This window comes from Aeromonas sp. 600774, from assembly GCF_049175075.1.
Classification (GTDB): Bacteria; Pseudomonadota; Gammaproteobacteria; order Enterobacterales; family Aeromonadaceae; genus Aeromonas; species Aeromonas veronii_A.
Window position 1 is genome coordinate 361,272 of sequence record NZ_JAAKUJ010000001.1, and the last position, 14,847, is coordinate 376,118.

12 protein-coding genes are annotated in these 14,847 nt (G+C 61.1%); 5 read left to right on the plus strand and 7 right to left on the minus strand.

Features of this window, described 5'->3' with window-relative positions; all coding sequences use genetic code 11:
- The first annotated feature begins 22 nt into the window (after positions 1-22).
- The 4 genes from fdhF (at position 23) to fdhD (ending at position 6,038) form a co-directional block, all read left to right on the plus strand.
- A complete protein-coding gene (gene fdhF, locus G5171_RS01515) occupies positions 23-2,167 on the plus strand; it encodes a formate dehydrogenase subunit alpha (protein WP_421259724.1) in 2,145 nt (714 codons plus the stop codon).
- Positions 2,168-2,263: 96 nt separating this feature from the next.
- Positions 2,264-2,662: a hypothetical protein gene (locus G5171_RS01520; protein ID WP_421259805.1), complete on the plus strand. Its 399-nt coding sequence runs from the start codon at positions 2,264-2,266 to the stop codon at positions 2,660-2,662.
- A gap of 416 nt (positions 2,663-3,078) precedes the next feature.
- Positions 3,079-5,211 (plus strand): sigma 54-interacting transcriptional regulator, encoded by a 2,133-nt coding sequence (locus G5171_RS01525; protein ID WP_421259725.1) that lies wholly within the window; start codon positions 3,079-3,081, stop codon positions 5,209-5,211.
- Positions 5,208-6,038 (plus strand): formate dehydrogenase accessory sulfurtransferase FdhD, encoded by an 831-nt coding sequence (gene fdhD, locus G5171_RS01530; protein WP_421259726.1) that lies wholly within the window; start codon positions 5,208-5,210, stop codon positions 6,036-6,038. The genes G5171_RS01525 and fdhD overlap by 4 nt, the downstream gene beginning before the upstream one ends.
- A 107-nt stretch (positions 6,039-6,145) precedes the next feature.
- On the opposite strand, the gene asd is transcribed toward fdhD, so the two are convergent.
- The 4 genes from asd to G5171_RS01550 form a co-directional block, all read right to left on the minus strand.
- Complete coding sequence (gene asd, locus G5171_RS01535) at positions 6,146-7,258, minus strand: aspartate-semialdehyde dehydrogenase (RefSeq protein ID WP_005345266.1); 1,113 nt, start codon at positions 7,256-7,258, stop codon at positions 6,146-6,148.
- 330 nt (positions 7,259-7,588) lie between these two features.
- Positions 7,589-8,896 carry a D-amino acid dehydrogenase gene (locus tag G5171_RS01540; RefSeq protein WP_337993052.1) on the minus strand — a complete coding sequence of 436 codons (1,308 nt, stop codon included), beginning with the start codon at positions 8,894-8,896 and terminating at the stop codon, positions 7,589-7,591.
- A 157-nt stretch (positions 8,897-9,053) separates the two neighbouring features.
- Positions 9,054-10,574 carry a cryptochrome/photolyase family protein gene (locus G5171_RS01545; protein WP_421250189.1) on the minus strand — a complete coding sequence of 507 codons (1,521 nt, stop codon included), beginning with the start codon at positions 10,572-10,574 and terminating at the stop codon, positions 9,054-9,056.
- Complete coding sequence (locus G5171_RS01550) at positions 10,574-10,738, minus strand: DUF2256 domain-containing protein (RefSeq protein WP_421259727.1); 165 nt, start codon at positions 10,736-10,738, stop codon at positions 10,574-10,576. The genes G5171_RS01545 and G5171_RS01550 overlap by 1 nt, the downstream gene beginning before the upstream one ends.
- Before the next feature lie 460 nt (positions 10,739-11,198).
- On the opposite strand from G5171_RS01550, the gene G5171_RS01555 reads away from it, so the two are divergent.
- Entirely contained in the window at positions 11,199-12,584 is a 1,386-nt protein-coding gene (locus G5171_RS01555) for a tryptophanase (protein ID WP_421250188.1), read from the plus strand.
- A gap of 132 nt (positions 12,585-12,716) precedes the next feature.
- Here the strand turns inward: G5171_RS01555 and cdd are convergent, their stop codons facing one another.
- The 3 genes from cdd to G5171_RS01570 form a co-directional block, all read right to left on the minus strand.
- Positions 12,717-13,601: a cytidine deaminase gene (gene cdd, locus G5171_RS01560; protein WP_421250187.1), complete on the minus strand. Its 885-nt coding sequence runs from the start codon at positions 13,599-13,601 to the stop codon at positions 12,717-12,719.
- Positions 13,602-13,798: 197 nt separating this feature from the next.
- Positions 13,799-14,485: an LrgB family protein gene (locus G5171_RS01565; protein WP_021230200.1), complete on the minus strand. Its 687-nt coding sequence runs from the start codon at positions 14,483-14,485 to the stop codon at positions 13,799-13,801.
- Positions 14,482-14,838, minus strand: a complete 357-nt coding sequence (locus G5171_RS01570; protein WP_421250186.1) for a CidA/LrgA family protein — start codon at positions 14,836-14,838, stop codon at positions 14,482-14,484. The genes G5171_RS01565 and G5171_RS01570 overlap by 4 nt, the downstream gene beginning before the upstream one ends.
- Positions 14,839-14,847 lie beyond the last annotated feature (9 nt).

Genomic DNA, 14,847 nt, shown 5'->3' on the forward strand with positions numbered 1-14,847 from the left:
TTAACAAACAAGAGTGTGAGTCATGAAAAAAGTCATTACCGTGTGCCCCTATTGCGGCACCGGTTGCAAAATCAACCTGCTGGTTGAAAACGACAAGGTGGTGGGGGCCGAAGGCGCCAACGGCCGGACCAACGAGGGGCAGCTCTGCCTCAAGGGCTATTACGGTTGGGATTTCTTGAACGACACCAACCTGCTGACCCCCCGTCTCAAGAGCCCGATGATCCGCCGCGAGCGCGGTCGCAAGTTCGAGGCTGTCTCCTGGGATGAGGCGATCGAGTTTGCCAGCAGCCGTCTCTCTGCCATCAAGGCGAAATATGGCCCGGACGCCATCATGACCACCGGCTCTGCCCGTGGCCCCGGCAATGAAGCCAACTATGTGATGCAGAAATTTGCCCGTGCGGTGATTGGAACGAACAACGTCGACCACTGCGCGAGGGTGTGACACGCACCCTCAGTCTCCGGTCTGGAGACAACTGTAGGCAACGGCGCCATGAGCAACGCCATTCCCGAAATTCAAGAGACCAAGTGCCTGCTGGTGTTTGGTTACAACGCTGCTGACTCTCACCCCATCGTCGCCCGCCATATCCTCAAGGCGAAGGCAAACGGGGCCAAGGTGATTGTGTGTGATCCCCGCATGGTGGAGACCGCCCGCATCGCCGATCAGTGGCTGCCGCTCAAAAACGGTTCCAACATGGCGCTGGTTAACGCCTTCGCCAACGTGTTGATCAATGAAGGGCTCTACAACAAGGCATTTGTCGCCAACTACACCGAAGGGTTCGAGACCTTCAAGGCGACAGTGGCCAAGTACACCCCGGAATATGTCGAGGGGATCACTGGCCTCAAAGCCGCCGATATCCGCGCCGCCATTCGCACCTACGCCGAGTCGCCTGCTTCCATGATCCTGTGGGGCATGGGGGTGACCCAGTACGGTCAGGCAGTGGACGTGGTCAAGGGGCTGGCGGGTCTGGCGCTGCTGACCGGCAACTTCGGTCGCCGCGGCACCGGCTGCGGACCGGTGCGCGGTCAGAACAACGTGCAGGGCACCTGTGACATGGGGATGCTGCCGCATCAGTTCCCGGGTTATCAGTCGGTGGCCGATCCCGCCATCAGCGCCAAGTTTGCCAAGGCGTGGGGCGTGGAGTCTCTGTCCCAGAAACCCGGCTATCGCCTGACGGAGCTTGGCCACAAGGTAGAGGAGGGCAAGTGCAAGGCCTTCTACATCTTCGGTGAAGACCCGGCCCAGACCGAGGCTGACTTGGGTCAGTTCCGCCGCACTCTGGCGGGGATGGAGCTGGTGATCGTGCAGGATATCTTCATGACCCAGACCGCCGAGATGGCCGACGTCATTCTGCCCGCCACCAGTTGGGGCGAGCATGAAGGGGTCTACAGCTCGGCGGATCGCGGCTTCCAGCGTTTCTACAAGGCGGTGACGCCCCCTGAAAACGTGAAGCCGGACTGGGCCATCTTCTCGTTGATGGCGACCGCCATGGGTTACCCCATGGAGTACCACAACACCGAAGAGATCTGGGACGAGATGCGTGCGCTCTGCCCGCTCTATGCCGGGGTCAGCTACGACAAGATGGCCGATCTCAAGAGTGTGCAGTGGCCTTGCCCGACAGAGGATCACCCGGGCACCAGCACTCTGTTCGAGGGGAATGTGTTCACCACCCCGAGCGGCAAGGGTCAGCTGATCGCCTCCGAGTGGCGGCCGCCGCTGGAGCAGCCCTGTGCCGAGTACCCGCTGGTGCTCTCCACCGTGCGTGAGGTGGGTCACTACTCCTGCCGCTCCATGACCGGCAACTGCTCGGCGCTGCAGACCCTGGCCGATGAGCCGGGCTATGTGCAGATCCACCCGAGCGATGCCAAAAAGCTTGGGGTGAAGGATCAGGCGCTGGTCTGGATCTCGTCGCGCCGTGGCAAGGTGATCACCCGGGCCAACTACAACGACCGGGTCAACGCCGGGGTGGTCTACATGACCTACCAGTGGTGGATCGGGGCCTGCAACGAGCTCACCATCGAGCACGTCGATCCCGTCTCCCACACGCCGGAGTACAAGTACTGCGCGGTGAAGATAGAGCGCATCGACAATCAGCCTGAGGCGGAAGTGTACGTCCAGACTGAATACAGCGCGCTCAAGGCGAAATTGCGCAGCGCAGCCAAAGGCTGATCGCCCTAAAAAAGAGGTTCTGCACAAATAAGGGAACCCGACTCGGATTTATCGAGTCGGGCACCCTTTTATTACCCAAAGAAAGGGGAGTAAATGATGCAACATGAAATTGGTCGCTTATTCGGACTTTTCTATGTTGGCACCTATCTGGCGGCGATATTGCTGGGAATAGGTTGCTATATTTGGCGCGACGAGATGATATTTCTGCTGGGCTTCGGTTTTTTCGGCTGTTTTATGGCAGCGCGGCTCGCCATGAGCAGCGTATTTTCTGCCTTGAGTATTTCCAGTGCCTGGCTGATCGGGTTTATCTCCACCACCTTGATCAACTGCCTGCTGCTGGGGGTGATCACCCTGCTGATCTACCTCACCCACCAGAGCGTCACTACCGAGCTTGCCGACAACGCCAGCTGGCTGCTGATGGCCTTCCAGAGCCTGTCGGCCCTCTTTATCTTCGGTGGCCTGAAGTGCTGCCACAGCCGGATCATCACCTCATAAACTGCCGACGGATGGGCAGTAAACGCCATCTCGAAAACCGCAGCCAGCGAAGAGGAGAGGCAGATCTGACAGTTGACGGCAGCCCACTTTTCGGGCGCCTTAATTGAGATCAAGAACTGATGAAATAACCGGTTAAATATGGCTATCAGATATATTAAATCGGATTGTAATGAAATTTGAGCTCATCTATGATGAGTCGCCATTCCAATATATCCCCCGATAACGATGTTACTTTTTGTTGTCGTTCGTTAATAACAACTCTGGAATTGCAACATGCGACAATTTTCGTCACCGCTTTTCTTATTAGCAGCCACTTTTACGGGCTGTGGCTATTTATTTTGGTGACGGGGGCTTGTCGTGATGCGATGGCATGGACAGCCTGACTGGTGACTAAATCGATATAACGTGAGGCCGCAATGCTAAATGTGAGTGCCATCCCCCTGGACGAGATCTCTCCCATCTGGGACGACGGTTTCCTCCTGCTCTCCAAATCCCTCCTGTCGGCCGTGACGCTCGATGATTTTATCAACAAACTCAACAAGATAGATGCCAGCTTCGGCGGCGTAACCCGGGTCAACCTGATCCTCAACATGGGTGCGGACGAGGAGGCCATCTTCTACTTCATGGGACATTCCGGCCCAAAGCATCTGGTCTGCCCCAAGGCAGAGCTGCACCTCTCCCCCCGTCCTACCAAAGAGACCCCGGAACAGGCCATCATTCTCGCTGCCGCCCGCTTTGAGAATCGCTGCCCGGCGCTGGATCGCGAAGGGGTCTACGGGGGGCTGCGCTCCTACTGCCAGCTCCCCATCACCACCGCCCGCAGCCACTTGGGCGGGGTCGAGTTTATCAACACCCAGCTCGACAGCTTCACCATGGAGACCCTGGCCAAACTGACCCAGCTGGCGGCCATTATCGCCATTGCGCTGGAGAACGTGCTCGACAAGGAGCGCACTCTGGAGCAGGCCAACTCCCTGCGCCTTGAGCGCGACAGCTGCAAAATTCTGGTGGATGTGACCAATGCAGTGATCAAACTGGTGCGCATCGCCGAGCTGCCCAAGAGCCTGTTTACCATCCTGCATCACCACTTCGGCATCAGCAGCTTGTGTCTGGCGGAGTACAACGCCACCTCCGACAGCTTCAAGAGCTATCTGGTCAATCAGCACCAGAGCGATCAGCCGGGCATCATCGATCACTCCTGTTTTGAAAAGAAGTGCCTGCAGGGTGCCCTTGGCCACAGCGAGCCGTTTTTCGTCTATCGCGAACACGGTCACGGCTGCAGCAATCGCTGCCGCTTTACCTCCCAGATCCTGCCCCCCGAGGCCGACAGCTCCTGCATTTTGCCGCTGCGCTATCGGGGCAACCTGCTGGGGGTGCTGATCCTCTCGCACCCCAACGCCGACTTCTTTGCCGATATCGATATCTCCTTGCTGGAGCAGGTGGCGGCACGTACGGCCATTGCCATGAACAACGTGCAGGCGCAGCAGGAGATCTCCAACACCAACGGCGCCAAAGAGAAGACCATTCGCATCAACGAGCCGCAGATGCAGGGGGAGTTCCCCCACATCATCTACCAGAGCGCGGTGATGGAGAGCGTGCTGGAGAAGGTGCGGCTGGTGGCCGAGAGCGACAGTACCGTGCTGATCCTCGGCGAGACCGGCACCGGCAAGGAGCTGATCGCCCAGGCCATTCACGCCCTGAGTGCCCGCCACGACCACGAGATGGTGAAGGTGAACTGCGCCGCCATTCCCACCGGTCTTATCGAGAGCGATCTCTTTGGCCACGAGAAGGGGGCCTTTACCGGCGCTCTGACCCAGCGGATCGGCCGCTTCGAGCGGGCCCACAAGGGCACCCTGTTCCTCGACGAAGTGGGGGATATGCCGCTGGACTTGCAACCCAAACTGTTGCGGGTATTGCAGGAGCACGAGCTGGAGCGGGTGGGCAACAGCAACCCCATCGCGGTGGATGTGCGGCTGGTGGCCGCCACCAACTGCGATTTGCTCTCCATGGTCAAGAACAAGCGCTTTCGAAGCGATCTCTACTACCGCCTCAACGTCTTTCCCATCGAGCTGCCGCCGCTGCGCGAGCGGCGCGAGGACATTCCGCTCTTGGTCAATTTCTTTATCAAGAAGATCGCCAAGCGGATGCGCCGCACCATCACCTCGATCCCCGCCGATGCCATGAAGATGCTGGTCTCGCTCCCCTGGTACGGCAATATCCGCGAGCTGGAGAACGTCATCGAGCGCGCCGTGGTGATGACCCGCGGCCATGTGCTCAACCTCTCGCCCGATGAGCTGATGCCCCTCAAGGGCTACCACAAGATTGAGACCCTGGTCTATGACGAGCCCGCCACGCCGCTCTTTGCCGAGGAGGGGCCGATTGATGAGCGCGAGGCGATCATCGCTGCCCTGCGTGACTGCAACGGCATCGTCGCTGGCGAGCGGGGGGCGGCCAACCGTCTCGGCATGAAGCGCACCACCTTGCTCTCAAAAATGAAGCGGCTCGGCATTTCGGCCAGAGATCCCGAGATCATTGACGGGGTCGCACCATGAGAGAGCTACTTGAGCTGGAGGCGCAGAACGAATTGGCCCGCTGCGCCATCCATCGCGAGGTGGTGCACTACCGCGCCGATGCACTGACCTGCGACAGCGAAATGGCGCTCCCCTCCGAGACGCCGGTGGCGCTGGTCTACAACGGCATCGCCCACAGTGTGATGATGTGTTCGGCCTCCGATCTGGAGGATTTCGCCATCGGGTTTTCGCTATCCGAGGGGATCATCGACAGCCTGCTCGATATCCACGACATCGAGCAGATCGACGGCTGTCAGGGGATTGAGCTGCATATCACGTTGGCCAATCGCTGCGTTTATCGCCTCAAAGAGAAGCGGCGCACCATGGCGGGACGCACCGGTTGCGGCATCTGCGGCAGCGAGAGTCTGGAGCAGGTGATCCGCACCCAGCCAAGCTTGCCCGACAGTCAGCGTCTGGCGGTAGGGCATATCGACAAGGTGCTGAACGCGCTGCGCCCGCTCCAGCTGCTGGGTCAGCGTACCGGCGCTACCCATGCGGCAGTGCATCTGGATGGTGAGGGCAACATTCTCGCCATTCGCGAGGATGTGGGACGCCATATCGCGCTGGACAAGCTGGTGGGGCACTTGTGCCGCACGGGTCGCCGTGACGGTGCCATTCTGGTGACCAGCCGCGCCAGCTTCGAGATGGTGCAAAAGTGCGCCAGCGCCGGAGTGGAGATCTTGCTCGCCATCTCCGCTGCCACCGAGCTTGCGGTCGAGCGGGCCGAGCAGACCGGGCTGACGCTGGTGGGTTTTTGCCGCCCCGGGCGGGCCGAGATCTACAGCGGCTGTCAGCGTATCCTGCTTTAAGTGACTGCAAGAGTGAGAGCCTGCTAAAGGGCTTATAAAAACTGGCAATAAAAAAGGGCGGGGAGTGTGACTCCCCGCCCTTGTTGTATCTGCCTATAGCTTGCGGATTAGCGCGCCAGCAGGATACGCAGCATGCGGCGCAGCGGCTCGGCGGCGCCCCACAGCAGCTGGTCACCCACGGTAAAGGCGGCCAGATACTCAGGACCCATATTGAGCTTGCGCAGACGACCCACCGGAATGCTGAGGGTGCCGGTGACGGCAGCTGGAGTCAGCTCGCGGGCGGTGATATCGCGATCGTTGGGGATCACTTTCACCCAGTCGTTGTGGGCAGCCAGCAGCGCTTCGATCTCCGCCAGCGGCACATCCTTTTTCAGCTTGATGGTAAAGGCCTGACTGTGGCAGCGCAGGGCGCCGATCCGCACACAGAGACCATCCACCGGAATCACGGCGTTTTCGATACCCAAAATCTTGTTGGTCTCGGCCTGACCCTTCCACTCTTCACGGCTCTGGCCGTTGTCGAGCTTGGTGTCGATCCAGGGAATAAGGCCACCGGCCAGCGGCACGCCGAAGTTGTCCACCGGTAGGGTGCCGGAGCGGGTCTTCTCGGTGATCTTGCGCTCGATGTCGAGGATGGCGGAGGCAGGATCGGCCAGCTCAACCGCCACTTCATCACGCAGCATCCCCATCTGGGTAACCAGCTCGCGCATATGACGGGCACCGCCACCGGAGGCCGCCTGATAGGTGGCCACGCTCACCCACTCCACAAGATCGGCCTTGAACAGGCCGCCGAGGGCCAGCAGCATCAGGCTGACGGTGCAGTTGCCGCCAACGAAGGTCTTGATGCCGTCGTTCAGGGCCTGCTCGATAACGTCGCCGTTGACCGGATCCAGAATGATGACGGCGTCTTTCTCCATCCGCAGGGAGGAGGCGGCGTCAATCCAGTAACCCTGCCAGCCAGCGGCTTTCAGGCGTGGATAGACATCCTTGGTGTAGTCGCCGCCTTGGGCGGTGATGATGATATCCTGCTTGGCCAGCGCCTCGATATCGAAGGCGTCTTGCAGAGTACCGGCATCGACGCCGAAGTTGGGAGCGGCCTCACCGGCCTGGGAGGTGGTGAAGAATGTGGGTTGAATATGGGCGAAATCCTGCTCTTCCTGCATCCGGCTCATCAGAACCGATCCCACCATGCCACGCCAACCGACCAAACCTACTTTTTTCATATTGTCCTACCCTGGATTGCTGCTAAAGAAACTCGTGGTGACACCCGTAACCCCTTGTCTGGCGACGCCTGTTTACAAGCGGTTTACAGGCCATTTAAAAAATATGCGCTGCGAAAAATGCGTCTATCCACATTACGGATTGTGGCGGCTTGCGCAAGTCGAATTGCGCAATATTCTGTGCCGTTTGCTGCATTAACCGGCAGCCAGAGCACCGCTCAGGCAGACGGGGAGGGAGAAGGTCAACATCAGACGAAAAGGCCACCGTTTATGGCGGTGGCCTGTCAATAAAGCGGTTGAAAAGCGAGTGAAACAGCCCGACTGTGTGTGCGTCTAGCCGTAACGGGCCAGAGTGAGCCCCTCATCGCTGATAGCTGGCTCGCTGCCGCTGATCAGATCGCACAACAGCTGACCCGAACCGGCCGCCATAGTCCAGCCCAGGGTGCCGTGGCCGGTATTGAGCCAGAGGCCGGGAATGGGGCTCGGCCCCACCAGCGGGGTGCCATCCGGTGTCATGGGACGCAGGCCGGTCCAGAACTCGGCCTTGCTGATATCGCCCCCTGCGGGGAAGAGATCGCCGACCACCATTGCCAGCGTGTCGTGGCGTCTCGGATTCAAGGCGAGGTTGTAGCCCGACAGCTCCGCCATGCCGCCGACCCGGATCCGCTCGTCAAAGCGGGTGATGGCCACCTTGTAGGTCTCGTCGAGCACGGTACTGCGCGGCGCGGCCTCGGCATTGATCATCGGCAGGGTGAGGGAGTAGCCCTTGACCGGATAGACAGGCAGCTCCAGCCCGAGCGGGCGCAGCAGCGGCCGCAAAAAGCCGGTGGCATAGCTGCCCAGCGCACAGACGATGGCATCGGCGCGATAGCGCTGCTCGCCGGCCCGCACCGCCACGGCGCGGCCGCGGGCTTGCTCAATCTCGTCGATGTCGCAGTTGAAGACGAACTTGACCCCGAGCTTCTCGGCTTCAAGGGCAAGGGCCTTGGTGAAGCGGAAGCAGTCGCCGGTCTCGTCGCCGGGCAGACGCAAGCCGCCAACGATTTTGCCGCGCACCCGCGCCAGCGCAGGCTCTGCCGCTTCGCAGCCGCTGGCATCCAGCGACTGGTAGGGGACGCCATACTCCTCCAGCACCTCGATATCGCGCTGACTGGCATCGAGCTGGGACTGGCTTCTAAACAGTTGCAGGGTGCCGAGCTGACGCCCTTCGTAATCGATGTTCAGCTCGTCGCGCAGCAGCTTCATGCAGTCGCGGCTGTATTCGGCCAGACGCACCATGCGCCCCTTGTTGGTGGCATAGGCGGTCGGGGTGCAGTTGGCGAGCATTCTGAGCATCCAGCGAAGCTGGAAGGGGTCGGCGGTGGGGCGCACGGTGAAGGGGGCATGCTTTTGCAACATCCATTTTGCCGCCTTGAGGGGAATGCCGGGGGCCGCCCAGGGGGCCGCATAACCCGGGGATATCTGCCCGGCGTTGGCATGGCTGGTTTCAAGGGCGACGCCACCTTGTCGCTCCAGCAGGGTCACCTTGTGACCCGCTTTGGCCAGATACCAGGCGCTGGTTACCCCTATCACGCCGCCACCGAGAACCACTATCTCCATATCGTCTTTCCTTGACTGATCTCCTGATGTGGCCACCACCATAATCAGCCGCCACAGGATATTCAACCGCTCTGCGCAGGATTGGGATCTCCGTCTGCTTGCCAGTCACAAGCTGGTGTTTGGTGCGATGGTGAGCCTGATTGCCAGCGTAAATCGCTGCGCTCTTGTCAGTGTGACTGTGCCAGGGGACATGGCCCGCTTACAACTGCTCCAGCTTGATCAGGTAGTGCTCCGCGGTGGCCAGAATGGCCTGCTGCTGCGCTGCGGCTTGGCCATCCCAGTTGGCATAGGGGAGGGCGAGGCGGGGATTGCCGCCAAGTTTGTCCCGATTGCGCCAGAGAAAGTGCCAGTAGAGGCTGTTGAAGGGGCAACTTCCGTCGCCGTGGCGTGCTTTGATCTGATAGTGGCACCCCTTGCAGTAGTGGCCCATCCGCTCGAGATAGGCGCCGCTGCTGGCGTAGGGCTTGCTGCCCATCAGGCCGCCATCGGCAAACTGGCTCATGCCGCGGGTGTTGGGCAGCTCCACCCACTCGATGGCATCCACATAGATGCCGAGATACCAGTCATCCACCTCGTCAGGATCGATCCCCGACAGCAGGGCAAAGTTGCCGGTCACCATCAGCCGCTGGATATGGTGGGCGTAACCATGCTCCAGAGACTGGCGAATGGCGTGGCGCACGCAGGCCATCCTGGTTTCTCCATTCCAGAAGAAACCGGGCAGCGGCCGGTTGGCCCCGAGAAAATTGGTCTGCTGGTAGTCGGGCATCTTCTCCCAGTAAAGGGCACGGACAAACTCGCGCCAGCCGAGGATCTGGCGGATAAAACCCTCCACCTGCGCCAACGTGATGGTGGCCTGATTGGCCTGCCAGTGGGTCTCGGCGACGCGGATCACCTCAAGCGGATGAAGCATCTTGCTGTTGAGTGAAAACGACAGACGGCTGTGAAACAGGCTCCAGCCCCGCTCGCTCAGGGCATCCTGATAGCGGCCAAAGTGGGGCAGGCAGTGGGTGAGAAAATGGGCCAGCAGCTCGCGACTCTGACGTCTTGTGATGGGCCAAGGCAGTTGGCTGGCATCCGCCTCGCCTATGGTGCTGACCCCGTGGCGGGTCAGCATGGTATCAATCTCGCTCACCTCGTTGGCAAAGGTGAGAGGTTCCGGGATCGGCTGACGCTCCGGCAGCTTGGCGCGGTTCTCGTCATCGAAGTTCCAGCGCCCGCCAAGGGGTTGGCCGCGCTCATCGAGCAGCACTTGATATTGCTTGCGCAGGGCGCGGTAGAAGAATTCCATCCGGCTGTGAGGATAGCGCTGCCAGCCATCGCGGGGGGTGAGAAAATGCTCGCTCTCCACCTCGGTGGCAGGGATGGCAAGGCCCGCCGCCCAGCTTTTCAACTGGCTGGCGAGGCGCCACTCGTCCGGGCTCTGCCAGGCAAAGCTGCTGGCCTGATGTGCTTCGAGCTGAGCCTCCAGCAAGCCGGGCAAGTCGGGCCAGCGGGCGCTCTCATCTAGGGGCAGGTAACAGACGCGGTGGCCCGCTTGGGTGAGTGCTGCTGCGAAGGCGCGCATGGCGGCAATGAAGGCCAGCACCTTCTGGCGATGGTGGCGGCAGTAGTCGGTCTCCTGGCGCAGCTCCGCCATCAGGTAGCAGATCGCCGGATCCGGGGTGCGAAACCAGCTGTGAGCGGCGTTCAGCTGATCGCCAAGAACAAGACGCAGCTCCATCAGACTTGCTCCCCCTCGGGTTGCTGACTGCTGTGACGAGCGTGGCGACAGCGCTCGCTGCAGTAGCGAACCTCCTCCCAGCTGCGCGCCCACTTGCGTCGCCAGCTGAAGGGGCGCTGGCAGACGGGGCAGATCTTCTCGGGCAGATGGGGTTTGCGATGCATGAGGGTTTCCGGCCTTGGCTGATGGGGGATGTGGCGTGTGGGTAGGGAGAATAACGAACCGGGGGCGTGGACGGATCAACCTCACTGCCAGTTTGCCGCGCAGATGCGCACTTTGTGAGCGGGCGCACAGCCCGTCGGTGCCCCCCTTGTTTGCAAATTAACCAGCCGTTAACGTGGCGAGGCTGCCTGTTGGCAGCATCCATCAATGGATCTTGTTGGCCACCGACTGTCTACAACCGATATGGAGGGGAGTGATGCCAATCATGACAGCTACGCCCCGGGCAGCTTGCCTGCTCGCCCACTGGTATACCCGGGATCCCATTCTCACCTTCGACTTTCCTCACCGCTGATTGGCGGTACCCGCCGTTTGAATTTGTCAGCCGGACGACCCTGATCGCCCCGGCCTTTTTGCCAATCCCGATTTCAAACACACTGGCCTTGCGCCGGTGAGGAGTGTTTTATGCGTCGTATACCCGAGCCGTTTCGTATCAAGATGGTCGAGCCCATCAAACAGACCACTGGCGCCGAGCGTCGTGCCGCCCTCGAGGCCGCTGGCTGGAACCCCTTCCTGCTGCTGGCCGAGGATGTCTATATCGATCTGCTGACCGACAGTGGCACAGGTGCCATGTCCGACCGCCAGTGGGCCGGCATCATGATGGGGGACGAAGCCTATGCGGGCAGCCGCAACTTCGTCGAGCTGGAGCGCGCGGTGCGCGAGATCTTTGGCTATCAGCATGTGATGCCCACCCACCAGGGGCGCGGGGCCGAGCAGATCCTCTTCCCCGAGCTGGTCAAACGCTGCAAGGGCAAGGCGTCGGTCTTTATCTCCAACTACCACTTCGACACCACCAAGGCCCATGTGGAGTTGGCTGGCGCGCGGGCCATCAACCTGCTCACCCCGAAAGCCCTCGACACCACGGCCCCCTACGCCTGGAAGGGGGATTTTGATCTCCCTCGCCTGACCGACACCATCGAGACCCTGGGGGCCGACAACGTGGCCGGCATCATCATCACGGTCACCTGCAACAGCGCCGGCGGTCAGCCGGTCTCCATGGCCAATATGGAGGCAGTCTCGGCGCTGGCCCGTCGTCACCATATTCCGGTGGTGATCGACGCCGCCCGCTTTGCCGAGAACGCCTGGTTTATCAAGGAGCGGGATCCGGCTTATGCGAAGTGCAGCATCAAGGAGATAGTGCGCCAGATGTTTGCGCTGGGGGACATCTTCACCATGTCGGCCAAGAAGGACGGGCTGGTCAATATCGGCGGACTTTGCTGTTTCAAAGAGGATCTCGACCTGTTCCGTGCGGTGCAGGTGCGCTGCGTGGCGATGGAGGGGTTTGTCACCTATGGCGGCCTTGCCGGACGGGACATGGCGGCGCTCGCCATCGGACTGCGGGAGGGGATGGATGAGGAGTATCTCACCTATCGCATCAGTCAAGTGGCTTATCTCGGCGAGCGGCTGGCCGAGGCGGGTATCCCGATCCAGACCCCCACCGGCGGCCATGCGGTGTTTGTGGATGCCAAAAAGCTGCTGCCCCATATTCCGGCCGAGCAGTTCCCGGCCCATGCGCTCGCTTGCGAGCTCTATCTGGAAGGGGGTGTGCGCGGGGTGGAGATTGGCTCCCTGTTGCTCGGGCGCGATCCCGCCACTGGCAAGCAGGAGGCGGCGGACTTCGAGCTGTTGCGTCTGACCATTCCGCGCCGGGTCTACACCCGGGATCACATGGACTATGTGGCCGACTGCCTGATCGCGGTGAAAGCGCGGGCCAGCGACATTCGCGGGCTCACCTTCGACTACGAGCCGCCGCTGCTGCGCCACTTCACTGCGCGGCTAAAACCGGTCTGATCAGCAACCGGTTAGACGGGGTGATCAACCGCGCCAAGCCGTGAGATCAAGGGCAGCTCTCGGTTAAACGGCCAAGTAAAAAGCCCCCGCACCAAGGTGCGGGGGCTTTCGTTTATCGACACAAAGCCGGGATCAGACCGCCTGATACTCCAGCTCGACCGAGCCCAGCGCCTTGAGGGTGGACTGGGCTGAGTCACGCTGGCTGATCTGGCCGTTTTTGTTCTCCAGCAGCACGGCGCGGCGGATGGTGGCGAGATCTTCGCCGTTAAGCACCGCATGGGCGCAGGCCATCTGCATCGGCGGCAGGCTGGGGTTGAAGGCAGCGTTCTCGGCGTAGCGGCCAGAGAAGATGCGGCCATCGGCAAACTGCAGCGCCACCGCGGCATAGCCCTGGCTATAGGGGGCATAGCTTTGACGGGCGGCGGCCAGTGCGGCTTGCCACAGCGGGTCTTCGCTTTGAAGTTCAAGCTCTGCGTGATCCTGCGGGCTCATCAGCGCATCCGTGATGTCGAGATCTGCCGGGCCAAACGAGTGGGGCAGGAAGGATTGCAGGGCGCTCAGGTCATCGGGCAGGGAGACTTTCAGGGTCTTGGCGGTGCTCAGCTCGTTCATGAACTGACGGCAGTGGCCGCAGGGGGTGTAGTTGACGGTGATTTCAGATATCCCGGTCTCGCCACCCAGCCAGGCGTTGGAGATGGCGGACTGCTCGGCGTGAACCGAGTGGAACAACCCTTGCCCTGCAAACTCCATGTTGGCACCGAAGTACCAGGTGCCGCTCAGGCCGCAGGCGATGGCACCGACATAAAACTTGGAGATGGGCGCCACCGAGCAGGCAGTAGCCAGCGGCAACAGGGCGAGGCGCAGGGCGCGATCATCGAGACCTGTGGCGGCTTTCAGGGTGGCGACTTGCTCCGGCGTGAAGCGGGCGTTGAAGTCGGCACTATCCAGCATGGGCTGCACGGCTGCTTTGAGCGGGGCAGAGAGGGTATCGAATGGCTTGGCAAAACGGGGATGCATAGTGTGTCCTCAAAGGCCAATTGGGCGGCCATTGTAGGGAGCAAGCTCGGGTAAATGTGTGAGCAGGCTCACGCCCTGATGGGCAAACGGAGGGGGATGGTAATGGAAACGTTTGTCTTGTGCAAATTGTGCGGCAGGTCGCACCCCGAGAGGCCAGCGGGCCCCTCGGAATGGTCAACAGGTGGTCAATGGGGTGATCAGATCAGCCAGTGATAGATGGCAAACAGCAGCGGCGCGACGGCAGCGGTGAGGATCCCGCACACCACCATGGCGAGCGATGCAAAGGCCCCCTGGGTTATCCCCTTCTCGGCGGAGGTGGCGGTGCCGATGGCGTGGGCACAGGCCCCCATGGCGAGCCCTTGGGCTTCCGGATCGGTCACTTTCAGCAATCTGAGCAGCGGGTAGCCGATCAGGGCACCGACAATCCCCACCACCACCACCACGGCGGCCGCGATGGCTGGAATGCCGCCGATGGACTGGCTGACGCTCATGGCGAGCGGGGTGGTGATGGATTTGGTGGCCAATGAGGCGAGCAGCGCCGGATCTGTGCCCATAAAATGACCGATCAGCAAGGTTGTGCACACCGAGATCAAGACGGAGGCGAGGGTACAGATTAGGATGGGCTTGAGCTTGGCCTGGATCTGGCGCGCCTGTTGATAGAGCGGCAGCGCCAGCGCCACTACGGCGGGCTCCAGCAGCATGGTAATGGGGCTGCTGCCGCGCTCGTACTGCTCAAGGGGCAGATCAAACCAGAGCAGCAGGCCGATGATCACCGCGGTCGGCACTAGCACCGGATTGATGATGGGCCAGGGCAGGCGGCGATAGAGGGCGCGGGTGGCGAAATAGAGCGCCAGGGTCAGGGGAATGGCTAGCCAGAAGATCATTTGTTCATCCTCTGGTAGAGCCGACCGACGGTGGCGAGGATCAGCACGATCCCGAGCACGATGCAGAGCATGATGACGCCGAAGGATTGGCGCAGGGGCTCAAGCCAGGCCACCAGTCCGACCGCGACCGGCACGAACAAAACGCCCATATGGCGCAGCAGCAGGCCAGCGCCAAGCTCGACCCAGTGCAGCTTGATCAGCTGCAGGGAGAGCAGCACGAACAGCAGCAGCATGCCGATGATGCTGCCGGGAAAGGCGAAAGGCAGGATGGCTGCCACGGATTTGCCTGCCAGCAGGCAGGCGGCGATGACCATAAAGTCACGAAAGTACAGCAAGGCGCGTTGCGCGATCACGTGAACCTC